General features: G+C 43.3%; 27 protein-coding genes. 13 read left to right on the forward strand and 14 right to left on the reverse strand.

What is annotated here, in order from left to right; genetic code table 11:
• Window positions 1–89 precede the first annotated feature (89 nt).
• From OH461_RS00665 to cysZ, 3 genes are all read right to left on the reverse strand, one after another.
• Window positions 90–347: an HPr family phosphocarrier protein gene (locus OH461_RS00665; protein ID WP_011078325.1), complete on the reverse strand. Its 258-nt coding sequence runs from the start codon at window positions 345–347 to the stop codon at window positions 90–92.
• A 300-nt stretch (window positions 348–647) separates the two neighbouring features.
• Window positions 648–1616: a cysteine synthase A gene (gene cysK, locus OH461_RS00670; protein WP_270018753.1), complete on the reverse strand. Its 969-nt coding sequence runs from the start codon at window positions 1614–1616 to the stop codon at window positions 648–650.
• Window positions 1617–1839: 223 nt separating this feature from the next.
• Window positions 1840–2589: a sulfate transporter CysZ gene (gene cysZ / locus OH461_RS00675; RefSeq protein ID WP_270018754.1), complete on the reverse strand. Its 750-nt coding sequence runs from the start codon at window positions 2587–2589 to the stop codon at window positions 1840–1842.
• Between the two features lie 202 nt (window positions 2590–2791).
• Here cysZ and zipA point away from each other — a divergent pair, with 202 nt between their 5' ends.
• The 4 genes from zipA to OH461_RS00695 all read left to right on the forward strand — a co-directional run bounded on the left by zipA (window position 2792) and on the right by OH461_RS00695 (window position 8224).
• Window positions 2792–3685: a cell division protein ZipA gene (zipA, locus tag OH461_RS00680; protein ID WP_270018755.1), complete on the forward strand. Its 894-nt coding sequence runs from the start codon at window positions 2792–2794 to the stop codon at window positions 3683–3685.
• Between the two features lie 172 nt (window positions 3686–3857).
• Window positions 3858–5867 carry an NAD-dependent DNA ligase LigA gene (gene ligA / locus OH461_RS00685; protein ID WP_270018756.1) on the forward strand — a complete coding sequence of 670 codons (2010 nt, stop codon included), beginning with the start codon at window positions 3858–3860 and terminating at the stop codon, window positions 5865–5867.
• A 500-nt stretch (window positions 5868–6367) separates the two neighbouring features.
• Entirely contained in the window at window positions 6368–7396 is a 1029-nt protein-coding gene (locus OH461_RS00690) for a porin (RefSeq protein ID WP_270018757.1), read from the forward strand.
• A gap of 84 nt (window positions 7397–7480) precedes the next feature.
• Window positions 7481–8224 carry a YccT family protein gene (locus OH461_RS00695; RefSeq protein WP_270018758.1) on the forward strand — a complete coding sequence of 248 codons (744 nt, stop codon included), beginning with the start codon at window positions 7481–7483 and terminating at the stop codon, window positions 8222–8224.
• A gap of 57 nt (window positions 8225–8281) precedes the next feature.
• Here the strand turns inward: OH461_RS00695 and OH461_RS00700 are convergent, their stop codons facing one another.
• From OH461_RS00700 to OH461_RS00725, 6 genes are all read right to left on the reverse strand, one after another.
• Window positions 8282–8464 carry a hypothetical protein gene (locus OH461_RS00700; protein ID WP_270018759.1) on the reverse strand — a complete coding sequence of 61 codons (183 nt, stop codon included), beginning with the start codon at window positions 8462–8464 and terminating at the stop codon, window positions 8282–8284.
• A 426-nt stretch (window positions 8465–8890) separates the two neighbouring features.
• Window positions 8891–9346, reverse strand: coding sequence for an NfeD family protein (locus tag OH461_RS00705; RefSeq protein ID WP_270018760.1), 456 nt, complete (start codon window positions 9344–9346; stop codon window positions 8891–8893).
• A gap of 8 nt (window positions 9347–9354) precedes the next feature.
• Complete coding sequence (locus tag OH461_RS00710; RefSeq protein WP_270018761.1) at window positions 9355–10272, reverse strand: SPFH domain-containing protein; 918 nt, start codon at window positions 10270–10272, stop codon at window positions 9355–9357.
• A 152-nt stretch (window positions 10273–10424) separates the two neighbouring features.
• Window positions 10425–11279 carry a co-chaperone YbbN gene (locus OH461_RS00715; protein WP_270018762.1) on the reverse strand — a complete coding sequence of 285 codons (855 nt, stop codon included), beginning with the start codon at window positions 11277–11279 and terminating at the stop codon, window positions 10425–10427.
• 291 nt (window positions 11280–11570) lie between these two features.
• A complete protein-coding gene (locus tag OH461_RS00720) occupies window positions 11571–12398 on the reverse strand; it encodes an SDR family oxidoreductase (protein ID WP_270018763.1) in 828 nt (275 codons plus the stop codon).
• 45 nt (window positions 12399–12443) lie between these two features.
• Window positions 12444–13358, reverse strand: coding sequence for a TIGR01777 family oxidoreductase (locus OH461_RS00725; protein ID WP_270018764.1), 915 nt, complete (start codon window positions 13356–13358; stop codon window positions 12444–12446).
• Between the two features lie 237 nt (window positions 13359–13595).
• Between OH461_RS00725 and OH461_RS00730 the strand changes: the two genes are divergently transcribed.
• The 5 genes from OH461_RS00730 to yfcE are packed head-to-tail and all read left to right on the forward strand — an operon-like array spanning window position 13596 to window position 16451.
• The gene (locus OH461_RS00730; RefSeq protein WP_270018765.1) at window positions 13596–14330 is read left to right on the forward strand and encodes a DUF1538 domain-containing protein; all 735 of its coding nucleotides are present in this window, start codon (window positions 13596–13598) and stop codon (window positions 14328–14330) included.
• Window positions 14327–15118, forward strand: a complete 792-nt coding sequence (locus tag OH461_RS00735) for a DUF1538 domain-containing protein (RefSeq protein ID WP_270018766.1) — start codon at window positions 14327–14329, stop codon at window positions 15116–15118. The genes OH461_RS00730 and OH461_RS00735 overlap by 4 nt, the downstream gene beginning before the upstream one ends.
• Entirely contained in the window at window positions 15108–15458 is a 351-nt protein-coding gene (locus tag OH461_RS00740) for a P-II family nitrogen regulator (protein ID WP_270018767.1), read from the forward strand. The genes OH461_RS00735 and OH461_RS00740 overlap by 11 nt, the downstream gene beginning before the upstream one ends.
• Window positions 15455–15862: a CBS domain-containing protein gene (locus OH461_RS00745; protein WP_270018768.1), complete on the forward strand. Its 408-nt coding sequence runs from the start codon at window positions 15455–15457 to the stop codon at window positions 15860–15862. The genes OH461_RS00740 and OH461_RS00745 overlap by 4 nt, the downstream gene beginning before the upstream one ends.
• Window positions 15863–15902: 40 nt before the next feature.
• Window positions 15903–16451 carry a phosphodiesterase gene (yfcE, locus tag OH461_RS00750; protein WP_270018769.1) on the forward strand — a complete coding sequence of 183 codons (549 nt, stop codon included), beginning with the start codon at window positions 15903–15905 and terminating at the stop codon, window positions 16449–16451.
• Window positions 16452–16454: 3 nt separating this feature from the next.
• Here the strand turns inward: yfcE and OH461_RS00755 are convergent, their stop codons facing one another.
• From OH461_RS00755 to OH461_RS00770, 4 genes are read right to left on the reverse strand one after another with little or no spacing between them, the layout of a single operon-like run.
• On the reverse strand, window positions 16455–16733 hold the full coding sequence (locus tag OH461_RS00755; RefSeq protein ID WP_270018770.1) for a SelT/SelW/SelH family protein: 279 nt from the start codon (window positions 16731–16733) through the stop codon (window positions 16455–16457).
• Between the two features lie 7 nt (window positions 16734–16740).
• Window positions 16741–17496 carry a sulfite exporter TauE/SafE family protein gene (locus OH461_RS00760; RefSeq protein WP_270018771.1) on the reverse strand — a complete coding sequence of 252 codons (756 nt, stop codon included), beginning with the start codon at window positions 17494–17496 and terminating at the stop codon, window positions 16741–16743.
• A 44-nt stretch (window positions 17497–17540) separates the two neighbouring features.
• On the reverse strand, window positions 17541–18056 hold the full coding sequence (locus OH461_RS00765) for a regulatory protein ToxS (RefSeq protein WP_270018772.1): 516 nt from the start codon (window positions 18054–18056) through the stop codon (window positions 17541–17543).
• 10 nt (window positions 18057–18066) lie between these two features.
• Window positions 18067–18915, reverse strand: coding sequence for a winged helix-turn-helix domain-containing protein (locus OH461_RS00770; RefSeq protein WP_270018773.1), 849 nt, complete (start codon window positions 18913–18915; stop codon window positions 18067–18069).
• Window positions 18916–19265: 350 nt separating this feature from the next.
• Here OH461_RS00770 and htpG point away from each other — a divergent pair, with 350 nt between their 5' ends.
• From htpG to hemH, 3 genes are all read left to right on the forward strand, one after another.
• Window positions 19266–21170, forward strand: coding sequence for a molecular chaperone HtpG (htpG, locus tag OH461_RS00775; RefSeq protein ID WP_270018774.1), 1905 nt, complete (start codon window positions 19266–19268; stop codon window positions 21168–21170).
• 321 nt (window positions 21171–21491) lie between these two features.
• Window positions 21492–22136 (forward strand): adenylate kinase, encoded by a 645-nt coding sequence (gene adk / locus OH461_RS00780; protein ID WP_270018775.1) that lies wholly within the window; start codon window positions 21492–21494, stop codon window positions 22134–22136.
• Window positions 22137–22402: 266 nt separating this feature from the next.
• Window positions 22403–23356, forward strand: a complete 954-nt coding sequence (gene hemH / locus OH461_RS00785) for a ferrochelatase (RefSeq protein WP_270018776.1) — start codon at window positions 22403–22405, stop codon at window positions 23354–23356.
• Between the two features lie 77 nt (window positions 23357–23433).
• Here the strand turns inward: hemH and OH461_RS00790 are convergent, their stop codons facing one another.
• Window positions 23434–24246 carry an alpha/beta hydrolase gene (locus OH461_RS00790; protein ID WP_270018777.1) on the reverse strand — a complete coding sequence of 271 codons (813 nt, stop codon included), beginning with the start codon at window positions 24244–24246 and terminating at the stop codon, window positions 23434–23436.
• A 194-nt stretch (window positions 24247–24440) separates the two neighbouring features.
• Between OH461_RS00790 and OH461_RS00795 the strand changes: the two genes are divergently transcribed.
• On the forward strand, window positions 24441–25322 hold the full coding sequence (locus OH461_RS00795; RefSeq protein WP_270018778.1) for an AraC family transcriptional regulator: 882 nt from the start codon (window positions 24441–24443) through the stop codon (window positions 25320–25322).
• The last annotated feature ends 32 nt before the right edge of the window (window positions 25323–25354 follow it).

Raw genomic sequence — 25354 nt, forward strand, 5'->3', positions numbered from 1 at the left:
GCTAACGATAATGTGTAGCTTATCTTTGGGCCTATTTCCAACAAAGCCATTTTGTTTTCACAAAATGGCTTTGAAAATAGGAGACCGTATTAGTGTAGTTGGTCCATTAGAGCAACTAGGTGGTCTACAGCTTGTTGAGCTTGTGGGCCTTCAGCTGAGATAGTTACTACAGTACCTTTTACTAGGCCTAGAGTTTGTAGTTTGAATAGGCTCTTAGCGCTTGCGCTTTTGCCGTTTGAAGTCACTGTGATGTCCGCGTCGAATGCTTTAGCTTCTTTTACGAACTGTGCAGCTGGACGAGTGTGAAGGCCGTTTTCTGCAGTGATTTCAACTTGCTTCTCGTACATTTTGTATACCCCAATTAATTTATTTTTAGATAGTTTATTAACCATGTTTAGGTTAACGGTTTATCGAGAGTAGTTCTAGCGAACCAACTTCTGAATGTTCCAAAACTCAAACAGGTTACAATTTTTACAGCAAAGAATAAAACGTTTGCTTTAAATTCTCTGCCTTGGAAACTCTGTTTTAGCTACATTATTTTGAAGCTAAAAATAAAACAGAGCTGATATTACCAAAGGTGCGGCAGGGATCAACAAAAAAGCCCCTGTATGGGGCTTTTTTGAACGAAAAATTGATTTGAACACGTATTACTGTTGGTTCTCTTTTTCAGTAAATATGCCTGCAAATAGCGCGGTGCTTAGGTAGCGCTCACCAGAACTTGGCAATACGGTTACAATTGTTTTTCCTTTAAATTCAGGTAGTTCTGCTAATCTGTTTGCGGCAACAACCGCTGCGCCTGAAGAAATACCCGCTAGAATTCCTTCCTCTTCCATTAGACGTCGAGCCATCTCGATGGCTTCATCTGATGTTACAGATTCAACGCGGTCAACTAACTCTAAATCGAGGTTGCCAGGGATGAAACCCGCACCGATACCTTGGATTTTGTGTGGTGCAGGTTGTGGATCTTGTCCTGCAAGTACTTGAGCGATGACTGGAGATTCTGCTGGCTCAACGGCTACTGAAGTGATGGCTTTACCTTTCTCACCTTTAATGTAGCGGCTTGTACCTGTAATCGTACCGCCTGTACCTACACCAGAAACAAGTACGTCGATTTCACCGTCAGTTGCGTCCCAAATTTCAGGGCCAGTTGTCTTTTCGTGGATCTCTGGGTTAGCAGGGTTGTTGAACTGTTGTAGAAGCAGGTATTTTTCAGGGTTGCTTGCAACAATCTCTTCTGCTTTAGCTATCGCGCCTTTCATGCCTTTCGCTGCTTCTGTTAGCTCTAGGTTTGCACCAAGTGCTTTAAGTAGCTTACGACGCTCAAGGCTCATTGATTCAGGCATTGTTAGGGTTAGCTTGTAGCCACGAGCTGCTGCTACAAATGCTAAAGCAACACCTGTGTTACCACTGGTAGGCTCAACAAGTTCTACGCCTTCTTTTAGTTTGCCTTGTTTCTCTGCATCCCAAATCATGTTTGCACCGATACGGCACTTAACGCTGAAGCTTGGGTTACGAGCTTCAACTTTAGCAAGAACATTGCCTTTGCTAACCTTGTTTAAACGTACAAGTGGCGTGTTACCGATGGTTTGAGAGTTATCTTCAAAGATTTTGCTCATTGTATGATCCTTCATTAGTTAGCAACTTGCTCGGTGATGGCATAAGTGCAGCGCAAACAAGTCAGTATTTGAATATGGTTAAGAGATTAGGCTAGTCGAAAAAACTATAAAAGGATTAAAAAGTTATATGATATGAAAGAGATTATTGAAGTTAGTGGCGAGCGAATGGTTAATTCATCGAGTGGAGTCACACTTTGATGTCTTTACGCTCGCCACGTTGCCGCTATTTTATCGCGTCTTGCTTAAATTCAGCTACCCACATCGCGGTCGCACCGCATACCGCTACTGGCATCACAATTAAATTGAGAATTGGAATAGTGGTAAAGATGCTCACCAATGCGCCAAAGCCGTACGCTTTTCCTTGTTTTTGTTTCAAATTGTTTCTCATGTCGTTGAATTTAACTTTATGGTTATCAAACGGGTAGTCACAATATTGAATCGCTAAGATCCATGCGGTGAAAATAAACCACAATACAGGGCCGACAGTTTGACCTAATGCAGGAATAAGCAATAGAAGAAATAGACCAATCGCTTTAGGTAACACATAAAGAAGCTTGCGCCATTCGCGAGCAAGAATACGTGGGGTATCTTTTATCACTGCGCTAAAGCCATCGTCATTGATTTTTTCGCCGATTAAGTGCTCTTCTACTTTTTCGGCCAATAAACCGTTAAAGGGGGCGGCGATGAAATTTGCTAGAGTGCTAAAGAAATATGAGAAGGTGGCCAAGATGGTTAAAACCAGTAGAGGCCATAATACGTAACTGAGCCAAGACAGAAAACTTGGTAATTGGCCGAGCAGTTGCTCAATCCAAATGTCGAGTTGGGAAAACAAGTAAAATAGAGCGCCACCAACTAGAACGATATTTGCTAGTAGAGGCATGATGACGAAGCGGCGAATTCCCGGAGTTAGAGCAATTTCTAATCCGTAGAAAAAATAGCCAAATCCTGAACGTTGAGAATTAATAGTATTCATAATTAAGTGTTTGAAAGCTGATGTTTTGACCTTTTTCTATCTTAACAAGAAAAAAGCGTGTTCAAAATCACAACATTGTCGGAACTTCTCACATTAATTTGTTCTAAACACCCAGTTAACTTTGGTAAAGTAATTGAATTCAGTTTCAGATTTAAATCACTTAGCCTGAGTTTGTTGTCGGCTAAGCAAATGAGAGTAAAACATGCCGGAATTGCGAATTGTACTCATCGGTGTTGGTGCACTGGCCATCGTGGCGCTGTTGTTCCATGGATTGTGGACAAGTAAAAAAGAAGGAAAGTCTAAATTTGGTGATAAGCCGTTAGGCACATTAGATGTAGACAACGATGAAGTGTTTGATCGCAGTTCGGAGCGCGGATTTGCTCCGGAAGATGATTTTGAAATTATCCGTAAAGAGCGAAAAGAACCAGAATTTGTTGAGCCAGAGATCACGAGCGATCCATTGATTGATGATTATCAAGAGCCAAGCTCACAAGCTCCAGCAGAAAAAAACGATGAAGTAGAGGAAGAAATCGACATTCCTTCTTTTTCTTCATTAGATGAGCCAGAAGCACCGCTGGATGAAATTTCAGTCAACAGTACGATTGCTGAAATTGAACAAGCGGATAGCGTTGAAGCTACTGCCCCAGTCGTGGAAGAACCTGATTCAGAGCCAGAGCTCGAAGTAATTGTACTGAATGTACACTGCTCTGGAGAAGACGCATTTATCGGCACTAAACTGTTTGACAGTATGCAGCAAAATGGCTTGCTTTACGGCGAGATGGATATCTTCCACCGCCATGCGGATTTATCAGGTACAGGTAAAGTGCTATTTAGTGTTGCTAACATGATGCAGCCTGGCACCTTAAAGCATGATGACCCTGCAGAATTTACAACTAAGGGTATTTCTTTCTTTATGACTCTGCCTTGTTTTGGTGATGCTGAACAAAACTTTAAGCTGATGCTTAAAACAGCGCAGCAGATTGCCGATGATTTGGGTGCAAACGTATTAGATGATGCACGCAACTTGATGACGCCAAATCGTCTTGATGCGTACCGCGCTCAAATTCAGCAATTTAAAGCAAAGCAAAAAAGCTGATCGTATTTTAGCTTGATTCCTAAATAGGCCCCTCACGTAGGGGCCTATTTTGTTTTTTATAGGCCAACTTAAGCGAAACCGTTCGTATGAGTTGAGCAATATTGTTTGCGTGAGGTGGAGGACTTCGTATACTCACCACATTCGCAATTTCTCTTTTTATTACGAGCGAGCCATGTCGACAGAAATCCAACAAAAACTCGAACAGTTACGTGACACTCTTCATTACCACGCAGTGCGTTATTACGTGGAAGATAGCCCGGAAATTCCTGATGCAGAATATGATCGTTTGATGCGAGAGTTGCTAGATATCGAACAGAAGCACCCAGAGTTAGTGACCATTGACTCTCCAAGTCAGCGAGTAGGTGGTCAGCCTTTAGCTGGATTTGAGTCGGTGGTTCACGAAATCCCAATGTTGTCGCTGGATAACGCGTTTGATGATGGCGAGTTAGAAAGCTTTCATAAGCGCATGGGCGATCGTGTTCCAAGCGCGACGTTTGATAAGTTTTGTTGTGAGCCAAAACTCGATGGTTTGGCGGTAAGTCTTCTTTATGTTGATGGGGTTCTTGTTCAAGCAGCAACGCGAGGAGATGGTGCTACCGGTGAGAACATTACAGAAAACGTGCGAACCATCAGTGCCATTCCATTGAAATTACGTGGCGAGGGGTGGCCAAGCCGTATTGAAGTGCGCGGTGAAGTGTTTATGCCTAAAGCTGGTTTCGACAAACTGAACGAAATCGCTCTAAAAAAAGGTGAAAAAACATTTGTTAACCCACGTAATGCCGCGGCTGGTAGTCTGCGCCAGTTGGACTCTCGCATTACGGCAACCCGCCCGCTTAGTTTTTACGCATATAGCGTAGGTGTAGTTGAGGGGGCAGAGCTTTCATCGAGCCACTATGAGCGCTTTTTGCAGCTAAAAGGTTGGGGCATGCCTATGTGTCCTGAGACCAAACTAGTCAGTTCATTAGATGAAGTGAAAGCGTATTACCAAGATATTCTTACTCGCCGCGATGATTTGGCGTATGAAATTGATGGTGTTGTGATCAAAGTTGACCAGATTGCTTTACAGGATCGCCTAGGCTTTGTAGCTCGTGCACCTCGTTGGGCTATTGCTTATAAGTTCCCTGCACAAGAAGAGATAACGGTTCTTAATGATGTGGAATTTCAGGTAGGACGAACAGGTGCGATTACGCCTGTCGCGAAGTTAGAGCCAATATTTGTCGGCGGTGTAACAGTCAGCAATGCCACACTGCATAACGCTGATGAAATCGAACGTTTGGGTGTGATGGTTGGTGACAGTGTGATTATTCGCCGTGCAGGTGACGTTATCCCGCAAGTAGTGTCAGTAGTAAAAGATCGTCGACCTGATAGCGCGAAAGAGATCGTGTTCCCAGAAGCTTGTCCTGTGTGTCGTTCTGCAGTAGAGCGCGTTGAGGGTGAGGCGGTTGCTCGTTGTACTGGTGGTTTAGTTTGCCAAGCACAACGTAAAGAAGCACTTAAACACTTTGTTTCGCGTAAAGCTTTAGATGTCGATGGGCTTGGCGATAAGGTGATTGAACAGCTAGTTGACCGTGAAATGGTCGAGACACCAGCTGACTTGTTCAAGTTAAGTGCTGGCGTAATTACGGTATTAGATCGTATGGGGCCTAAATCAGCACAAAACGTCGTGGACGCACTAGAAAAGTCTAAGCAGACGACTTTACCGCGCTTCTTATATGCGCTTGGAATTCGCGAAGTGGGGGAAGCTACCGCGGCAAATTTAGCGAATCATTATAAAACCTTACCTGCGGTGATGGCGGCTAGCCACGACAGTTTGATTGAAGTTCAAGACATCGGTGCGATCGTCGCAAGTCATCTAATTAGCTTTTTTGCTCAAACGACCAACCAACAAGTTATAGAAGACTTGATTGACCAAGGTGTTCATTGGCCAGCAATTGAAGAGCGTGATGAATCTGTACCACAACCATTGGCTGGAAAAACGGTAGTCTTAACCGGTTCTTTAGCTCAGCTATCTCGTAGTGATGCCAAAGCGGCATTGCAAAACTTAGGGGCTAAGGTAACGGGGAGTGTTTCCAAGAAAACCGATGTCCTGTTTGTCGGTGAAAATGCGGGTTCTAAGCTCGCTAAAGCGCAAGAGTTAGGCATTGAAATCAAAACCGAGCAAGATTTAGTCGATCTCATGTAACTAAATTTGTCCTAAATAAACGGCTGAGAGCAATTTCAGTCGTTTTTTTTTGCGCGAAATTAACGCGACATCTTTTTATTTTTTACTAGATAAATTAATCCGTGATGTGAGTCATAGTTCTATTTTACGGATTGCTAAAAGGTGATTTGATGCGATCAGGTTCAAATTTTATTTTGTGGTGTGTTGTTTAAGTTTTTGTTTTTGTTGGAACTTTTGGTGGTTCAGTAAAGTTCAAAAAATATTTTCGACGCAGATCACCACTTTTTAAAAAGTATGCCGTGGCTCATATTTTTTTATAAAGAAATTAAGTTCTCATTGATGTTTTTTGTCGCGAAGTTAGTCTAAGCCCCATGGATACACAACGTGTATGCAGCAACTTAAAAATCTAAATCAATCTAAATATGACTGGTTGAGATTTTATTAGGAATACCTTCTCCCTTCGGCGGCCAACTAAGGGGAGAAAACATAAAACAGCTATATCCATTTTTAGGAGTTTTTCCATGGACAAATTTTTCAAACGCACTCTAGTAGGTGCGGCAGTGGCAGCAGCTGCAGTAGCGGGTTCAGCAAACGCAGCAGTACAAGTTGTTGGTGACGCGGTACAATTTTACGGTCAAGCAGCGGGTGCTTTAATTTATTCTTCTAACCAAGATTCAACTAACACTGTAATCGCAGATATCGAATCTCGTATCGGTTTCCGTGGTGTAGTAGAGTTTGAAGATCTAGAGCCAAACTTTATTTGGCAAATGGAAGGTGGCAACGCGAACAACGGTACTAACTCTGGTGGCCTAGGTGTACGTGATACTTACCTTGGTTTTGATTGGGAAGGCTTCGGTTCTATCAAGTACGGTCGTCAACTAGTTGCAGCTTACAACATCGTCGATGGTCACACTAACCCAGGTACTGGTAACGTATTTGATGATTGGCATGGTTCAGCTGGCGGTGACTTGGACGCTGATTGGCAAGGACGTGCGGATCACGTGATTCGTTATGATTCAGCTAATTTTGGTGGCTTCACATTCTCTGGTACTCTAAGTGGTATGGAAGCTGACACCAGTGCTCTAGTAGCTAGTGCAACAGCTGCATACCAAAACGACCGCTTCCTAGCTCACGCTGGTTTCTATAACCAAGGTGAACATGGCGAGGGTGCGACGCTAGAATACGATCGTAGCTACTTTGTTCTTGGTGGTTACCTATTCCTAGGTGATTTTACTCTTAACGCTGCATACCGTGATGCAACAATTGACACTGCAAACAGCGGTGAAAACGGTCAAGAAAGTTACTCTATGGCTGTTCAATACACAATTGATGATCACTGGTTTGTTAAAGCTGGTTACGCTCACAAGACTACAACAACTGTTGCAGATGCAGCTGGTCAAGATGACTCAGATACTGCGGTAACAGGTCGTGTAGCTTACCTACTTCCAAGCTCTATCTTGTACTTCGATGTTCGTGACTACGACTTCGATGGCGATGATAACTCAGAAGATGGTACAAACTTTGTGTTTGGTGCTGAATACTACTTCTAAGCTAAGTCTTATTAGTTAGTCTAACTGTCTTATTACACGAGCATTCTTTCGAGAATGCTCGTTTTTTCTATCAGGAGATTATAAATGAAGGTGATAAAAGCTCTATTAGCTATTGGTGTGTTAACTGCATCATTTAATTCTCAAGCGAAAGTTGGACTAAACTTCGATGACGAGATTTCCCCTCAATTGATTAATATGGAAGAAACGGGTTACTGGTTGTTTGATATGCCTGTTTTTGAAGTAGAAAATGGCACCAACCAAATAGTTTTTCGTCTTTCAAAGTTGATCAATACAGCTTCAGGCAGTAACGACAAGTTTAATTCAGATGCTTTTGTCATTACTTTTGATGCTGAAGATACAACTCTTTTGCTAAAACCTGCAGTTAAAGTAACGCGACAAGTACATGCAGATCAGTTTAATGAAAATCCTCAAGTTAGGTTAGTCGATGCTAACGGAAATAATATTGATTTTAAGATTGATACTCTTCCTCCAATACTAGGTATCGGAAGAGACTATAAAAAAGAGTTAGTTCGTTACAATAAAAACAACGGTCTTATAACGGAAGTTGCGCAGTCTGAGAAAAATAATGCTCCATTTGAAACAGCTAAAAGCGTTGAATCAAATGCGGCTCAAATGATTGTTTATTGGAGTGAGAAAGCGACTCCAGCAGAGTTTAAGCAATTTACTCGACTAGCATTCGAAAATCGAGAGTCAAACAAGAAAATTTCTGTAGAAGGGTCGCAAGCTTTAGAAATGATGGCTTACTGGTATGGAGAGGCGTCTATATCGGATCGAAAATCTATTTTAGCCTGGTTAGTTTCAAAATAATAATTTTACGCGCACGAAACGTAAGTTTCGTGCGCGAACTCGATTGGCACGCTTCGTCTATAACCCACCTTTTTCTTTACACACTCCACTTGGTACATAATCTGAAGTACCATCAGATAGGTGACATTCTACCCAAGGGCCACGCTCGGAAGCTGAACCATTGTTGCCCCCCTGATTTGATGAAGCGAAAACAGAGAAAGATAGCAGCGCAGAGCAAAATAGAGCAATAATACTTTTCATAATAAATCCTCGTTGTTTTTGTGACTCATCTCAATGTTTCCGAGATACCTTTAGTATGAAAACAGTCTGACAAAGATCAAATTTAAATGATAATTTGTTGCAACAAATAACTAAAAATTTGAGATTTAAAATAAAACTCATTGCATATCGGTTGGCATTTTTTAGATGATTGAAGTGCATAGAGTTCTGAATTTATTATTATTTTTCTTTGCGCTTGATGTTGCTATTCACCAGGCAAAGCATAGTTTGTATATTTCCTTACGATATTAGGAATAAACATTAGTTATAAGCAGGTGCGCAATGAGAGTGATTGCAAACGCTATTGGGCAGTTGAACAAAGGCTTTAAAAGTAGGTAGGTTTGTTTGTGAGGTGCAAGATATGAAAAAGGAGCTTAATTAAGCCCCTTTCAAATTAGTAAGTTGGGGTTAATCTACTTTGGGCTTGATGGTCAGCGTAATGCCGTTCATTTCGGTCACTTGAACCACAGTGCCTTTCGCTAACTTGTGCTCACTATAAGCTGACCAAGTGGTATCGCCGATTCGGATTCGAGCTTTACCCGAAGGAACGTCTTGATCTAAAGTGATGACTTGACCGACCAACTGCTTATCTTTTTGATTAAGATCGCGTGATTGATCATCTTTACTATCGCTTTGTAGCTGTTTGCGCCACCAAAGCCAAGTGGTGAGCAGAGAAAAGACACCAAAGCTTACCCATTGCATTTGCCAACTGATTGGCAATATCGATAGGAGAAGACCCACGGCGAGCGCTGAGATACCTAGCCACAACATGTAACCAGCCGTTCCGAGTAACTCAGCGGCTAATAGTGCTAAGCCAAATGCAAGCCAATGCCAATAATTCATGCTGTCTAGAATCTCAAACACGTTAACCTCTACTTATCTTGTTGATGCTTAAACATCTCGGCGATACCAGCAACCGAGCCCATTAGGCCAGAAGCTTCAAGTGGTAGCATAATGATCTTACCGTTTTCTGCTTGGCCGATAGATTTCAGCGCGTCGGTGTAGCCTTGAGCGATAAAGTAGTTCACGGCCTGCATGTCACCTTGAGCAATTGCTGTTGATACCATCTCAGTTGCACGGGCTTCAGCTTCTGCTGCACGCTCACGGGCTTCCGCTTGAAGAATCGCAGCTTGTTTCTCACCTTCTGCTTTTAAGATCTCAGATTGTTTGTGACCTTCCGCTTTTAGGATTTCAGCTTGACGTACACCTTCTGCTTCAAGAATGTCAGCACGCTTGTTACGTTCTGCCTTCATCTGCGCGTTCATCGCAGCAGTCAGGTCTGCTGGTGGCTGAACGTCTTTGATTTCGATACGCGTTACTTTCACACCCCAAGGGTTAGTGGCTTCATCGACGATAGACAGTAGTTTAACGTTGATTTGGTCACGCTGACTCAGCATTTCATCTAGTTCCATAGAGCCGAGAACGGTACGAATATTAGTCAGGGTTAAGTTACGAATCGCGTGTTCAAGATCGTTTACTTCATAAGCCGCTTTCGCTGCGTCTACAACTTGTACGAAACAAACCGCATCAATGGTGACATTTGCGTTGTCTTTAGAGATGACTTCTTGCGCCGGAATATCCAGTACGCGTTCCATCATGTTGATCTTGTGGCCAATACCATCGATGAAAGGAATGATGATGTTTAAGCCAGGCTTTAATGTGTGGGTGTAACGGCCAAATCGTTCTACTGTCCAGTGATTACCTTGCGGAACGGTTTTTACACCGGCAAACACGATAGCAATAGCAACGATGACAAATACCGCGATGACGATGAGTGTATCTATAGGCATAAGAAAGTCCTTTAATATTAGTTTGTTGCTATTGTTGCTTAAATTGAATCTAATCACAAACGGGTTTGCGAGATATTCTGCCGAATTTATAAAAATTAAGGCCGAAATAGTTCGGCCTTAACATTATGATTTCGTGTTATTTTATTTTCACTCTAGTAAAGGATTGAGTAGAGCTGGCGGCGGTACTTACCTGCGATGGCATGGCCTTGACCTAAAGCGCTTAAGATATCCATGAAGGCTTTTTTCACATCGCCGTCTTGTGCGTTTAGGTTGGTTTTTAAATGTCCCCACAACACTTCTAGCGCTTCTTCATCACGGTTAACCTTGTGATAGCTAAGAGCCAGCTCAATGGCCAGTTCGGTATTGTTTGGATCTTGCGCGTAGTTTGTTTCTAACGATTGAATCTCTGGGCTATTCGCGGATTGTTGTTGTAAATCCAGTTTAGCAATTAAGCCTTTGTAGTAATTGTCTTGATACTCAAGCGGAATATGTTCTAGCAGATTAGCTGCTTGCGAGAAATCTTGAGTCTCTAAATAACAATCGGCTAAAGCTAATTTGATGTCACCTTTGTTTTTAAGCTCTTCAGGTAAAGTTTGCAGCAGAGCTAATGCTTGCGCATGTTGCCCGATTTGAATTAGCTCTAATGCTTGCTTTAAGGTGAGTTCTTCTTGGCTTGGCAAGTGCTTGGCTAACATTTGTTGGATGGCTTCTAACGGTTGAGGTCCTCCGAGGCCATCAACAGGCTGGCCATTAACGAATAAGGCGATGGTTGGTAAGGTTTGAACGCCAAACTGAGAGGCAATGATTTGTTCTTGTTCACAGTTAAGCAAAGCAAGGGTGAACGCACCGTTATACTGCTGTGTGAGTTGCTGTAATTGTGGGATCGCTTCACTGCTTTCTTGGCTCATTGGTGCCCAAAAGTGGATCAATACAGGGGTTTGCATTGAACCTTCTAATACTTGGCGGAAGTTTTGTTCGTTTAGCTCGACGATAAAAGGAGATTGCATATCGAGATGTCCTTACCATTTGTCTCTGATAAATCAAAGATATGGGCGAGGAGGGGATTAATCAAGTACGCGCCGAGAGTTACAGGAAAAAGTGATGAACAAAAACGCCATCAAGAAGTAGATGGCGTTTAGCAAGCGAAGGTGTTCATATTACGAGTAGTAGAGTTAGCGCAACACTCACACACAGCCAATTGAGTTGATTTAGTGACATGCAACAGTACCGAATGAAACGCTGAGTAAGTGATTTCATTGTTAATAGTACCGCTGGATTGTTACGTTAAAATGACAAGGCTAAGCGGCTTTTGAGAGAATTTTGTCCAGCAATCGTGTTGGTAGCAAGCGTTTTAAAACTGCAAAAACTTTAGTCGGTTTGGTGACGCGATAGCGAATTTTGGCCTGCTTTGCTTCTAAGGCATGAATCAATGGCGTGACACATGACGAGGGCGGTAAAACAAAGGCGTTGTTTGATGCCTCTTTACCTAGACGTGCCATTTGCTGTTGGTATTGCGTCGCGTGAACACTGCGTTCGACATTTATCCATTTCTTAAAGGCAATTAACGCGTTCGCGCGAAATGCCGTTTCAATTGGCCCCGGCTCAATCAAGCTTATCTGAATATTAGTATCCATTAACTCTAAGCGGATAGTATCAGTCCAACCTTCTAAAGCGAACTTTGAGGCGTTATATGCGCCGCGATATTTCATTGCGGCAAAACCAAGCACCGAACTGTTTTGTATGATTCGACCATGGTTTTGCTTTCTCATGATAGGGAGGATTTCTTGTACCAGTTGATGCCAACCAAAAACATTGGTTTCAAATTGCTCTCTAAGGGCTTGAGTCGGGAGATCTTCTAACGCACCAGGTTGGCCGTAAGCGCCATTATTGAATAGGGCGTAGAGCTTACCATCGGTGATTTGTAACGTTTGTTTAACCGCGTTTGTAATGCTGTTGCTATCGGCGAGGTCTAGCTGAATACAGGTCAATCCCTCTTGTTGCAACTTGGCGACATCTTCTGCTTTTCGACAAGATGCGATGACCTGATAGCCGCGTTTGTGTAAGGCGAGTGCTGCCTCATAGCCAATACCTGTAGAGCAGCCAGTAATTAAAATCGCTTTCGACATTTATTATCCCTTAACCTCAGTCCTTAAGCGATTAAGAGTAAAGGATTATTCGTGATGTTGTAATATATTTTTTAGCGCAGGCTCTAGTCGAGAATAGCTGAAAATAAATCCTAGTTCCGTTAGTTTTTTAGGTTTTGCGCGAACACTATCAAACAGCAGCTCTGAGCTTTCCCCCATCGCGATTTTTAGTGCCCATTTGGGAGTGAAGAGAAAATGTGGACGTTTTAACACCTTGGCCAAAGTCTTACTAAAGCTGCGATTGGTGACTGGATGTGGAGCACAGAGGTTAAACTCTCCATGAGCATGTTCGGTGTCGAGCAGATAGACAATGCCACGCACCATGTCGAGTCGATGAATCCAAGGTAAAAACTGTCCTCCTGAACCAATCGGGCCTCCCAAGCCTAGTTTGTAAGGAGGAACCATTTTCGCCAGTGCTCCTCCATGGCAACCGAGTACAATCCCGGTGCGCAAAATACAGACTCGAGTTTGCTCAGAGCGGGCGCGATTGGCGATTTCTTCCCACTTTCGACAAACCTGATGGGAGAAGTGTTGGCTGTGAACTTGGAGGCTTTCATCAAATGGGTGGTCTTGTTGATCTCCGTAATAGCCAACGGCGGAACCACTAATAAAAACAGATGGAGGGGTGGTGCTGGCATGAATCAGATTGACGAGCTTTTCGGTGATATTCCAGCGGCTATCACAAATCATTTTCTTTTGCTTATTACTCCAACGTTTGTCGGCAATGGGTTCACCAGCAAGATTGATGACGGCGTGGAAATCATTGAGATCATGGAGATCGTTGAGATGGGAGACATAAGTGATATTGCCTAGATCAGCATGGTTGATCGCTTGTTTGGCTTTATCGGGTGAGCGAGTGAGTAACACAACTTCATGGGTAGAAAGATGCTTAAGAAGCTCTCTACCGATAAATCCAGTGCCGCCAGTCAATAAAATTTTCATCACAACCTCCCTGTCTGATTTCTAATTATAGCGATTTAAATTCAAATCGGATCATTGGCTTACATAATTGTGTTAAATCTCAATAGAGAGTGCGGTCACGGTGAGTATAGAATCACAGAATTAATATTTTGTTACATCTTCAAGGCGTGACGTAGCGCCTGTCACAAACTGCTCCCAGATTGTTTGGCAATATGTCTGCATAAGGCAAAGGAATGCGTTGAACGGATGGAGAAGCTTATGCAAGCACTGAGCGCGTTAATCAAAGCTATGTTGGGTAGTTTACGCGATCTGCTGCCTATCATTGTGGTGATTGGTTTCTTCCAAATTGTGGTACTCCAAGAACCTCTGCCCAACATACTATCGATTGCTTTTGGTTTGATACTGGTCGTACTCGGATTAACCTTTTTTATCTTTGGGCTTGAGATGGGGTTATTCCCTATTGGTGAGACCATGGCTCAGGCTTTTGCCAGAAAAGGGAGTGTTATTTGGCTTTTAATTTTTGCTTTCTGCTTAGGTTTTGGAACCACAGTGGCAGAGCCGGCATTGACTGCCATTGCAGATGAAGCGGCAGAAGTTGCAGCCGAAGGGGGCATGATTGCGAATCAATTAGAGGCACGGGAGTCCTATTCAAATGGCCTGCGATTGACGGTTGCGTTATCCGTTGGGTTTGCGATTGTATTAGGCGTCTTGAGAATATTGAAAGGCTGGCCAATCCACTACCTAATTATTGGTGGTTATATCGGGGTCGTCATTCTTACTGGGTTTGCGCCGGAAAGCATTATTGGTGTGGCTTATGACTCTGGTGGCGTGACCACCTCAACAATTACCGTACCTTTGGTAACAGCTTTGGGAGTGGGGTTAGCCTCCTCAATTAAAGGCCGTAATCCGATGATTGATGGGTTTGGGTTAATTGCGTTTGCCTCTTTGTTGCCGATGATGTTTGTTATGGTTTACGGAATGGTGGTGGCATGATGCTTGAGCGATTTTTATCGACCTTTCTCGATACCATTACCGATGTAATACCCATCGCGACCATCATCTTTGGTTTTCAGTTCGCCGTGTTACGCCGGCCGGTCACCAACTTACCCAAAGTTATCCTTGGTTTCTTCTACGTTATATTAGGTTTGTCGCTCTTTTTATTAGGCTTAGAGCTCGCGTTGTTTCCACTTGGTGAAACCATGGCTCAGCAACTGACTGAGCCAGACTTTCTCTCTGAAATGCGCATGAGTGCTAGCCAAGCGCTCACTTGGGTCGATTATTATTGGGTGTATTTGTTTGCGTTTTGTATCGGCTTTAGCACGACCATTGCTGAGCCATCGCTGATCGCGGTGGCGATCAAAGCGAATCAAGTTTCTGGTGGTAGCATCCGCGTGAATGGTTTACGTATTGCGGTAGCGCTTGGCGTTGCTATCGGTATCTCGCTAGGTAGTTATCGTATTGTTGTTGGCGACCCTATTCATTACTACATCATCGTAGGTTATGTAGTCGTGGTAATTCAAACTTTCTACGCGCCTAAGCTGATTATTCCGCTCGCGTATGACTCTGGAGGTGTGACTACCTCGACGGTAACAGTGCCGTTAGTTGCGGCGCTAGGTTTAGGGTTGGCGTCAACCGTACCGGGGCGAAATCCCATGATAGATGGCTTTGGCTTAATTGCTTTTGCCAGTCTATTCCCAATTATTTCAGTCATGGCTTATGCCCAAATAACTCAGTGGCTGAATAGAGAATCCAATCAAGAGGAAAAGGAAAATGCGCTTTAAGCTGATATTGGCCTTTGTTGAAGATGGTAAGACCGACCTCGTACTCGACGCGGCTCGTGAGGCAGGGGCTACTGGAGCCACCGTTATTAACAATGCGAGGGGTGAAGGGCTAAATCAAAAGCGAACTTTTTTTGGTCTGACGTTAGAAGTCCAAAAAGACGTGATTTTATTTGTCGTGGAAGAGCACCTATCACGGCAAATTTTAGAAACCATCAGTGAGGTGGGGGAGTTTGATCAAGAGTCTGGTCAAGGTATCGCAATTCAAATTGATATTGAAGATGCGGTTGGCGTCGCTCACCAAGTCGAAAAGTTAACTAAAGTGGTTGAGGATGAACTATGACAACGCAAGCCATTATTCGAGTCAGAGATGTTATGGCCGCAACTTACGTATTGGTTGATGGCCTGATTACCGTGCAAGAAGGCATTCAAACCGCGCGGCAAAACGAAGTGAAAGCGCTGGTGGTGAATAAGCGCAACCAAGATGATGAATTTGGTTTAGTCCTTATGAATGACATAGCCAAAAAAGTGTTGGCGCAGAACCGCTCTCCGGAGAGAACCAATATTTACGAGATCATGACTAAGCCCGCGTTATGCGTTAACCCAGAGATGAATGTGAAATATTGCGCGCGCCTGTTTGAGCGTTTCGGGATTAGCCGAGCTCCTGTGATTGAGGATGGCAATGTGATTGGTATGGTGAGCTACAACAACATCGTTATTAACGGCATGGCTCGAGACAACGAATGACGCTAGAATAGCCTCAATTATTTTTGAGGAGTGTGATGTTGTGAAATTATTTTTTGCCTCAGATCTGCATGGTAGTTTGCCTGCAACCGAGCAAGTCATTGCTGAATTTGAAAAGTCAGGCGTGGAGACATTGGTTCTTGTTGGTGATGTGCTAAACCATGGGCCAAGAAACCCAGTGCCAGAAGGTTATAACCCACCTGCGGTAGCTGAGCTACTCAATCAATATGCAGATCGCATTATTGCTGTGCGCGGCAATTGCGATAGTGAAGTGGACCAAATGTTATTGTCGTTTCCAATGATGACAGACTACGCTTGGGTGCTATTACCGACAGGTCAGCGCTTGTTCGTTACTCACGGTCACCTTTATAACAGCGCTAAACGCCCACCACTCAAGCAAGGTGATGTGATTGTACATGGTCACACCCATATCCCAGTTGCTGAGCTCGATGGTGAGCAATTTATCTTTAACCCGGGTTCAGTCACTTTCCCACGTAATGGTCATGCAGCCAGTTATGGCTTACTTGAAGATAACATAATTAAAGTCGTGAGCTTTGAAGGTGATACTCTGGTAGAAACGACACTGAGCTAGTGTTTATTTGCTGTCTGAATGACCCAGATCGCGCTCTGGGTCAATCACATCCCTCACCCTTTGCTTGAGCACTTTTGCTTCTGGGAAGCCGCCGTCTCTTTTTCTTTCCCAAATTAATTGACCATTGCAGTGGATCTCGAATCGCCCGCCAGTATCAGGATGCAAAGAAACGCTTTCAATTTCTTCACTAAACGTATGCAGAAGCTCTTGGCTTAGCCAAGTTGAACGTAGCATCCAATTGCATTGTCGGCAGTAGTAAATGTTGATGATTGCTTTATCCATAAATCCTCTAAATCAGCAGTTTTAGTCCAACGAGTAAGGTTAAAATTTCAAAACAAACCTTGATCACTTTATTGCTATAGCGCGTTGATAGGTAAGCGCCAAGGCTACCGCCAAAGAAAGAACCCAATAATAAAATTGGTAGCCAAGGCCAGTAAATAGGTGCGCCAGCTTGAGCAACCGCTGCGCCACCAATCCCATTCCAAAACAGTCCGACGCAAATCATGGTCAATGCGACCGCTTGTTTATAGCTGTAACCAAACCAACGCACCAGAAACAGTGTCACCAATAGTCCAGAGCCTGCGGTAAGAGAGCCATTGATAATGCCAATCAGCATCAAACCCATGCCACCAATAATCCAACCTAAGGTGTTTCTATGGATTGGCTGTTCAGATTGGCCGAGCTGCTTTTTACAACGAGAATAGATGCCAAGAGCTAGAATCATCGCCCCCAACATTTTCTCAGCGATGTGCTCTGGGATGAGCAAAATAATATTGGCACCAATAACCACCCCAATACTGCCAACAGCAATGACGTACAAGGCGTGATTCAGTTTAATGGTTTTTTGCTTTATGTGCGTGGCTGCTGCACCTAATCCCAAAGCGACACTGGCGACTTTGTGCGTGGCTAAAGCCACAGAAAAAGGTAACCCTAAAAACAGCAGAAGAGGGAACTGCAATAAACCCGCTCCACCACCAGACAGCGCGGCAAGGGTGTTTGCTGAGAGTGAGCCGAAAAACAGCCCAACAGAATGAATCCAATCCATGGCAAATAAAAAGGGAGCATCATGCTCCCTTGTATCATTGAGTGCTAATTAGAGAAAAGTACCGTAGAACCGTGACTTAGGCTAGTCAAAAGTAACGTCTTTTCATTAACAATATCAATGCGACGACTTTGCTGCGCATCCATTTTAAAGATTTGCGTGATCAGTTTTAGCTGAACCGGAGTAAAGTCTTTGCTTTGCGCAGAAGAAACATCTTTAAACTGAGTTGGTGATATCAGTAAATAATTGTCACTGATTTCCCAGTCGCCAGTTTCAGAGATATTGATTACACCATCGCTCTGCTTATCGCTCGCGTATAGTCGAACGGTTGCAACACGGATATACGTACCATTTGGCAAATATTTTACGTTTGAAACTACATCAACTCGGCGTAATGGGCCAACCGCATCTTCTTGCATGTCGCCATTAATAAACGTCACCATCTTCGATTGCCATTCTTTAGAAGTGATGGTTTTTTCTACTTGAATATCACTGCCCCAATAAAGCCAGCCGCTGAACAGCGCTGAAAGGGCAAGTAGGGCTAATGCCATTTTTTGATTCATTTTACACTCCCTACTGACACAAATCGGCTAAGTTATCTTGCTCGGAAAACACACGAACAGTGACGTTTTCCCCTGAATGTTCTAGGCGATGGATATAGTTAAGAACAAGCTGGTTGTTCTGTCCGCCTGTGGCAATCACTTCAACAGGTGCGACATTACCTGAGTGAGAGCGACTGTACTGAGCAACACAACGCTCAATCACGGATTCCCATGGGGAAAGGTCAGGGTGGTTCACCGGAGTTTTAACTTCAACATTGTCATAAACTGCCAGTTGCCTAAACTGCGATTCAATTGGGCGTTCAATCATTAGCGCCAATAAAGGAAGAGCTAATGCAATAGCGATCGCAGCTTTAATCAGCCATGGTTTTCGTTTCTCGGTGCTCTTCTCAGTTACAACCGGAGAAATTTCGACCTCACGTTCGATATCTTCAGCAAGATTGATTTCCGGCTCTGGTGTGCCCTCTGTAATCTCTTCTTCAGTTTGTTCTAGCGGAGATTCATCACCGCTCATGATTGGTGTTGTTCGTTCTACAGAACAAATGAGCTGATAGCCGCGCTTAGGCACAGTTTTGACGAACTCAGGTGATTTGGTCGAATCTTTTAGCAGCTTGCGCAAAGTAGAGATGGCTTGAGTTAAGCTAGAGTCATCCACCTCAAAGCCTTGTTCGCGCCAAACAAAGTCATGCAAATCATTGCGAGAAATAACTTGATTAGGCTTCTCACAAAGAAGTAGAAGGATGCGACTCTCATTGCTGCCAAGGCGAATGATTTCTTCGTTTTGCTGTTCAAGCAGCGAGTTGGTGTTTGGATCGAACGTAAATGTGTTCGCTAGATTAAACTTAGTACCGATATTACTCATTTAGTTTGGCCTTATGGAAGGTCTTAAATACCACCCGAAAGAGTCTCAATCTTATATGATGGATTATTACGCCGTAGGATAGTCAATTAAAATTCAAAAAAACACTGTTTTTATAATTTTTGACTTCGTGTTCTTGCGGTGTGTTACCCCATAGAAAACGGCAAACGTCCATCCAGAGAATTGCTGTCGAGTAGCGGCAGGATAGACAATTGAAAATCAAAAAAACATTGTTTTTATAATTTTTGACCTTGAATTTACATTTCTCACCCTCATGTTTATTAGCAATCATCATCCTGTGCGCTCCAGAGTTATTCTAGAGGCCTGATAAGTATAGATGTTATGGAGTAAACATGAGCGAAACCGCAAATCACAACAAAGAAACTCGTGGCTTTCAGTCTGAAGTAAAACAGCTACTTCATTTAATGATCCACTCACTGTACTCAAACAAAGAGATTTTTTTGCGTGAGTTGATTTCTAACGCTTCTGATGCGTCAGACAAATTACGCTTTCAAGCATTATCAAATCCGGACTTGTACCAAGGTGATGCAGACCTTGGCGTTAAACTGACGTTTGACGAGCAATCTAACACCTTGACCATTTCTGACAATGGTATCGGTATGAGTCGTGAAGATGTGATTGAGCATTTAGGTACGATTGCTAAGTCAGGTACGGCTGAATTTTTCTCTAAACTGTCTGAAGATCAAAGCAAAGATTCTCAGCTTATCGGCCAGTTTGGTGTCGGTTTCTATTCTGCATTTATTGTTGCTGACGCGGTGACAGTACGCACTCGTGCTGCCGGTCTTAACTCTGACCAAGCTGTACAATGGCACTCTGCGGGTGAAGGTGAGTACACCATCGAAGACATCACCAAAGAGACTCGCGGTACTGATATCGTGCTGCACATGCGCGAAGAAGGTAAAGAGTTCTTAAATGAGTGGCGTTTGCGTGAAGTGATTGGTAAATACTCTGATCACATCGGCATCCCAGTTTCTATTCAAACCGCAGAGCGCGATGAAGAAGGTAAAGAAACTGGCGAGAAGAAGTGGGAGCAAATCAACAAAGCTCAAGCTCTTTGGACACGTAACAAATCTGATATCACAGATGAAGAATACCAAGAGTTCTACAAGCACGTTTCGCACGACTTTGCTGATCCGCTATTGTGGAGCCATAACCGCGTAGAAGGTAAAAACGACTACACCAGCCTACTTTACATCCCAGCGAAAGCGCCTTGGGATATGATGAATCGTGACCATAAATCGGGTCTAAAACTGTACGTGCAGCGCGTATTCATCATGGATGATGCTGAGCAGTTTATGCCATCTTACCTACGCTTTGTGCGTGGTTTGATTGATTCAAACGACCTTCCACTCAACGTATCGCGTGAAATTCTACAAGACAACAAAGTGACGCAATCACTACGTAATGCTTGTACTAAGCGCGTACTTACTATGCTTGAGCGCATGGCGAAGAACGATGAAGAGAAATACCAATCGTTCTGGAAAGAGTTTGGCCTAGTGCTAAAAGAAGGCCCTGCGGAAGACATGGCGAACAAAGAGAAAGTTGCTGCACTACTTCGTTTTGCGTCGACTTCAACGGATTCCGCTGAGCAAACTGTTGGTCTAAATGGCTACGTAGAGCGCATGAAAGAAGGTCAAGATAAGATTTACTTCTTAACAGCAGATAGCTACGCAGCAGCGAAGAACAGCCCACACTTGGAACAGTTCAAAGCAAAAGGCATCGAAGTTATCTTGATGTTTGACCGCATCGACGAATGGCTAATGAACTACCTAACGGAATTTGATGGTAAGCAGTTCCAGTCAATCACCAAAGCGGGTCTTGATCTTAGTCAGTTTGAAGATGAAGCGGACAAAGAAAAACAGAAAGAAACCGAAGAAGAGTTTAAGTCTGTTGTCGATCGTACCAAAGAGTACTTAGGTGAGCGCGTAAAAGAAGTACGTACAACCTTTAAGTTAGCGACAACACCTGCGGTTGTGGTCACTGACGACTTTGATATGGGGACGCAAATGGCTAAGCTGCTTGAAGCTGCCGGTCAAGCTGCTCCTGAAGTGAAGTACATCTTTGAGATTAACCCAAACCACGAATTGGTTAAGCGTATGGCCGATGAAGCTGACGAAGAAGCGTTTGGCCGTTGGGTTGAAGTACTGCTTGGTCAAGCGATGCTTGCAGAGCGTGGTTCGATGGAAGACCCATCTCAATTCTTAGGCGCAATTAATACGCTTTTGACTAAGGTGTAATCTCTTAACTGGTATGAAAAAGCTCGCATTTTGCGGGCTTTTTGTTTGATGTTCGTGCAAAGTGGCGCAATATCGTTAAACCACTATACGCTTTGCTTTATCTTGAGCGGGATAAACATTCTTTAGTCTTATTTGAGTCGTCGCCACGTGAATTTGTGGTAGAATCGAGGGCTTGAATGTGAGTAATAAGGCGTGTATTTTGCTCGCCGAAACGAAACGCCCATAGACTGGGTTTATACCGAAACTTACCGTCGCCTTACTCGCGTAAGTGCAAAGGATTGTGAGCTTCGGTATACATTTTAAAACAAAAGAGGATATAACATGCGCATCATTCTTCTAGGTGCTCCAGGTGCAGGTAAAGGCACACAAGCAAATTTCATCATGGATAAATACGGTATTCCGCAAATCTCTACTGGTGACATGCTACGTGCTGCTATCAAAGCAGGTACTGAGCTTGGTAAACAAGCTAAAGCTGTTATTGACGCTGGTCAGCTAGTTTCTGATGAAATCATCCTTGGCCTAATCAAAGAGCGTATCGCTCAAGATGATTGTGAAAAAGGCTTCCTACTGGACGGTTTCCCACGCACTATCCCACAGGCTGATGGCCTAAAAGAAATGGGTGTTAACGTAGATTACGTTATCGAATTCGACGTTGCTGACGATGTAATCGTAGAGCGTATGGCTGGTCGTCGTGCTCACCTTACTTCAGGTCGTACTTACCACGTTGTGTACAACCCGCCAAAAGTTGAAGGTAAAGATGACGTAACAGGTGAAGACCTAGTTGTACGTGATGACGACAAAGAAGAGACAGTACGTGCTCGTCTAGGCGTTTACCATGATCAAACTGCACCGCTAATCTCTTACTATGGTAAAGAAGCAGAAGCGGGCAACACTAAGTACCTGAAATTCGACGGTACTAAAGCAGTTGCTGAAGTAAGTGCAGATATCGAAAAAGCACTAGCGTAATTTTATATTCGATAAAATTTGCTATAGTGAAGGCGGCCTTAGGGTCGCTTTTTTTATGGATGAAAAATGATCTAACGTACTGAATGTGCGTAACTTAAATTGAGCCCGCTAACTTGAGCATAGGTCAATAATGATAATTTAAGGCCAACGGCCTTTGTATAATAATATGTGAGAATGTCTGCCGCGCGTTTGAACTTATCAAACGAATCGAATTGGAAGAGAAGTATTCTGTTTAGTACTTCTTGAATAACGCAAATTTGGATACGATGAAAAACAATAAAAAACAAGGCGTATTGTTGGTTAACTTAGGTACGCCAGATGCACCAACCGCTCCGGCCGTTAAACGATTTCTAAAACAGTTTCTCAGTGACAAGCGCGTCGTTGATCTTACCGATTTTCTTTGGCAGCCAATATTGCAGGGTGTCATTTTACCGATTCGTTCACCTAAGGTAGCTAAGCTCTATCAAAGTGTCTGGTTTGATGAGGGTTCACCATTGATGGTCTACTCAAAGCGCCAGCTAGCGAAAGTGGCGGAAAAAGTCGATATGCCCGTTGCTCTTGGCATGACTTATGGCAATCCAAGCATGCAACAAGGATTTGAGTATTTGATGAGTCAAGGGGTTGAAGAGGTTATTGTATTACCTCTGTTTCCACAGTATTCAGGTACAACGACGGGCGCGGTGTCTGATGCCATGACATTGGCTTTTAAGAAAATGCCTGTATTGCCAGCTTATCGCTTAATTCGTGATTACTATGATCACCCTCTATATATCAAGGCGCTGGCTGAGAGTGTGCGTCGCTCTTGGGCGAAGAAAGGCCAAGCGGACTACTTGCTGTGTTCTTACCACGGCATTCCAAAGCGTTATGCTGACAATGGTGATATTTATCCGCAACATTGCCAACGGACTACTGAATTACTTAAACAAGAACTTGGCTTGAATGATGACCAAATAGGTATGACGTACCAATCTCGCTTTGGGCGTGAAGAGTGGTTGCAGCCTTATACCGATAAGACTTTGGAAACGCTGCCTGATAAAGGCATTAAATCACTCGATATTATGACGCCAGCATTCGCAGCAGATTGTTTGGAAACATTGGAAGAGATTTCAGAAGAGTGCAAAGACATCTTTTTAGAAAGTGGTGGTGAGTCCTTTACCTTTATTCCATGTTTAAATGATGACGATTTACACATCGACATGATGGTGAATTTGGTCAGCTAGCCATTCGCTTAGCTGCTACTCAGAGGATGAGAGCCCAGCATTGCTGGGCGTTTTTATTAAAAGCAGTAGGAAAGCGCTTATTTGGCTGCGTCGAACTTATTCTTGAAGAACAACATTTGATATTGAATTGCGTTATCCCAGTAAACCCAAGTGTGCCCTCCCGGACGCTCAGTATAGTCGTGGTCTAGTTCTAACTGTTGTAGCTTAGTGTGCAGTTCTCGGTTCGACTCAATAAAGAAATCGTCAATTCCGCAATCAATGGTGATATTGATATCTTTGAAGATCAGCTTATGAGCCATGTTTTTGATTGCACGGTTGTCCCAATTCGTTGGCTGTTTATCGTAGTCACCAAATACTTCTTCTAGCCCCCAGTTGTAACGGAAGTCTTTCGGTTCAAAGCCGCCACTAATGCTGCCAATATTACCAAACGTATCTAAATGATTGAGTGCAACGTTAAATGCGCCGTAGCCACCCATACTTAAACCAGTAATGGCGCGTTGCGTTTTTTCTGCCTTAGTGCTGAAGTGTTTATCTATGTACTCAACCACTTCTTGGCCTACGTAGGTCTGATAGTTAGAACGTTTTTTAACTGGGCTATCGATGTACCATTTGTCGTAGTTGCCTTCCGGTAAGACGATGATCACATCATGGATGTCAGCTTGTTTGGCAATGCTAGTGTTCTCATGCCAAATTTTGTAATCGCCGCTCCAACCGTGCAATACGTAGACAACTGGGTAGTCTTGTTGCTGGTTGTAGCCATCAGGAAGGATGACGGTGGCTTTGTGGTTTTCAGGGGTGTTCTTGCTTGCAATCTCCACAGTATCAATTTGGAATGCGCTTGCAGCATGGCTTGCTAATAGGGTTGAGATAATAACGGCTAATTTTTTCATAATGACCTCTCTTTTCTGTTGAGGCCATTACATCAATTGCTCGTATTGGAAACTTGTCGTTTTGAATCAAGCTTTTCCTATATTTAGCCAGTTGAAATGAAGTGTGATCGGCTTATCATATCGCATGGTGTCATGTTAATATGATACTGATAGTTCTCATATTTCATACGTCAAAATGCATATTAAGGATTGATATGGCAGCGGTTTTTGAAGTTCTCAATATTCATTCTTCACGTTCGTTAACTTGTCGCAGTTATCAAGGCGAAGATTTCTTTTGTCCTTTTCATCTTCACCCTGAATTGGAAATGGTGTTCATTGAAACTGGCTATGTTGAATCATTTATTGGCAATCAAAAGCAAATATTGAAAAGTGGTGAGTTACAGCTAATTGGCGCAAACGTTCCTCATTCATTCAAGCTTGATTGTGATGCCAAAGAGTCCCTACTTTCTAAATATATTCATATTGAACCAAGCTGCTTAGCGACATTAAAGCACATCGCTGAATTTGAGTTTGTTGAACAATTGCTGATTCAATTTGGACGAGGGGCGGTTTACCCACTCGATCAAAGCATGACGCAGCGGTATTTCAGCGTATTTGAAAAACAGGGTGTGGAAAGGCTCTTAGCTATATTGTCACTGTTTATTGAGCTGCTCAAACAGCAGCCCATAAGGTTCGCGAGTGAGAACTATCTGGTGTGTGATAAGTCGAATCAGGTGATGAATTTTATTATGCTGAATGCCGCTGATGATCTCTCTTTGTCACAAGTGGCTTATCAGTTGAATATGTCCACATCGACCCTTAACCGAACACTAAAAAAGAGTTTAGGAATGAGTTATGTTGAGTTTGTTAACCACACTCGAATTAATCTTGCTTGTGACTCCCTTAGAGAGGGGAACGAGACCATTACTCAAGTCGCTCTGAGTTCAGGTTTTAAGTCTTCCAGTCAGTTTAATAAGGTGTTTAAACAAATGCTGAAAATATCCCCAAGGGAATATCGAGAAAGCTATCGCGACATCGTGCCTCAAGAGCTAAAAAACCAAGATGAACCAATATGGGATGTGGGAGAGCATTGCTAACCTTTAGGTCATGTCAGGCATAAAATAAAACG

The sequence above is a fragment of the Vibrio sp. LaRot3 genome (assembly GCF_027587025.1).
Taxonomy (GTDB): Bacteria; Pseudomonadota; Gammaproteobacteria; order Enterobacterales; family Vibrionaceae; genus Vibrio.

What these genes read in the sequence shown, in the direction of transcription:
- cysZ (WP_270018754.1), bottom strand. Translation starts at nt 2,589, where the DNA reads ATGAATACTATTAATTCTCAACGTTCAGGATTTGGCTATTTTTTCTAC.
- OH461_RS00745 (WP_270018768.1), top strand. Translation starts at nt 15,455, where the DNA reads ATGACAACGCAAGCCATTATTCGAGTCAGAGATGTTATGGCCGCAACT.
- OH461_RS00795 (WP_270018778.1), top strand. Translation starts at nt 24,441, where the DNA reads ATGGCAGCGGTTTTTGAAGTTCTCAATATTCATTCTTCACGTTCGTTA.
- adk (WP_270018775.1), top strand. Translation starts at nt 21,492, where the DNA reads ATGCGCATCATTCTTCTAGGTGCTCCAGGTGCAGGTAAAGGCACACAA.
- OH461_RS00665 (WP_011078325.1), bottom strand. Translation starts at nt 347, where the DNA reads ATGTACGAGAAGCAAGTTGAAATCACTGCAGAAAACGGCCTTCACACT.
- OH461_RS00715 (WP_270018762.1), bottom strand. Translation starts at nt 11,279, where the DNA reads ATGCAATCTCCTTTTATCGTCGAGCTAAACGAACAAAACTTCCGCCAA.
- OH461_RS00730 (WP_270018765.1), top strand. Translation starts at nt 13,596, where the DNA reads ATGCAAGCACTGAGCGCGTTAATCAAAGCTATGTTGGGTAGTTTACGC.
- htpG (WP_270018774.1), top strand. Translation starts at nt 19,266, where the DNA reads ATGAGCGAAACCGCAAATCACAACAAAGAAACTCGTGGCTTTCAGTCT.
- OH461_RS00770 (WP_270018773.1), bottom strand. Translation starts at nt 18,915, where the DNA reads ATGAGTAATATCGGTACTAAGTTTAATCTAGCGAACACATTTACGTTC.
- OH461_RS00765 (WP_270018772.1), bottom strand. Translation starts at nt 18,056, where the DNA reads ATGAATCAAAAAATGGCATTAGCCCTACTTGCCCTTTCAGCGCTGTTC.
- OH461_RS00760 (WP_270018771.1), bottom strand. Translation starts at nt 17,496, where the DNA reads ATGGATTGGATTCATTCTGTTGGGCTGTTTTTCGGCTCACTCTCAGCA.
- OH461_RS00695 (WP_270018758.1), top strand. Translation starts at nt 7,481, where the DNA reads ATGAAGGTGATAAAAGCTCTATTAGCTATTGGTGTGTTAACTGCATCA.
- OH461_RS00710 (WP_270018761.1), bottom strand. Translation starts at nt 10,272, where the DNA reads ATGCCTATAGATACACTCATCGTCATCGCGGTATTTGTCATCGTTGCT.
- OH461_RS00740 (WP_270018767.1), top strand. Translation starts at nt 15,108, where the DNA reads ATGCGCTTTAAGCTGATATTGGCCTTTGTTGAAGATGGTAAGACCGAC.
- hemH (WP_270018776.1), top strand. Translation starts at nt 22,403, where the DNA reads ATGAAAAACAATAAAAAACAAGGCGTATTGTTGGTTAACTTAGGTACG.
- OH461_RS00690 (WP_270018757.1), top strand. Translation starts at nt 6,368, where the DNA reads ATGGACAAATTTTTCAAACGCACTCTAGTAGGTGCGGCAGTGGCAGCA.
- OH461_RS00790 (WP_270018777.1), bottom strand. Translation starts at nt 24,246, where the DNA reads ATGAAAAAATTAGCCGTTATTATCTCAACCCTATTAGCAAGCCATGCT.
- OH461_RS00720 (WP_270018763.1), bottom strand. Translation starts at nt 12,398, where the DNA reads ATGTCGAAAGCGATTTTAATTACTGGCTGCTCTACAGGTATTGGCTAT.
- OH461_RS00735 (WP_270018766.1), top strand. Translation starts at nt 14,327, where the DNA reads ATGATGCTTGAGCGATTTTTATCGACCTTTCTCGATACCATTACCGAT.
- OH461_RS00700 (WP_270018759.1), bottom strand. Translation starts at nt 8,464, where the DNA reads ATGAAAAGTATTATTGCTCTATTTTGCTCTGCGCTGCTATCTTTCTCT.
- ligA (WP_270018756.1), top strand. Translation starts at nt 3,858, where the DNA reads ATGTCGACAGAAATCCAACAAAAACTCGAACAGTTACGTGACACTCTT.
- zipA (WP_270018755.1), top strand. Translation starts at nt 2,792, where the DNA reads ATGCCGGAATTGCGAATTGTACTCATCGGTGTTGGTGCACTGGCCATC.
- cysK (WP_270018753.1), bottom strand. Translation starts at nt 1,616, where the DNA reads ATGAGCAAAATCTTTGAAGATAACTCTCAAACCATCGGTAACACGCCA.
- OH461_RS00725 (WP_270018764.1), bottom strand. Translation starts at nt 13,358, where the DNA reads ATGAAAATTTTATTGACTGGCGGCACTGGATTTATCGGTAGAGAGCTT.
- OH461_RS00755 (WP_270018770.1), bottom strand. Translation starts at nt 16,733, where the DNA reads ATGGATAAAGCAATCATCAACATTTACTACTGCCGACAATGCAATTGG.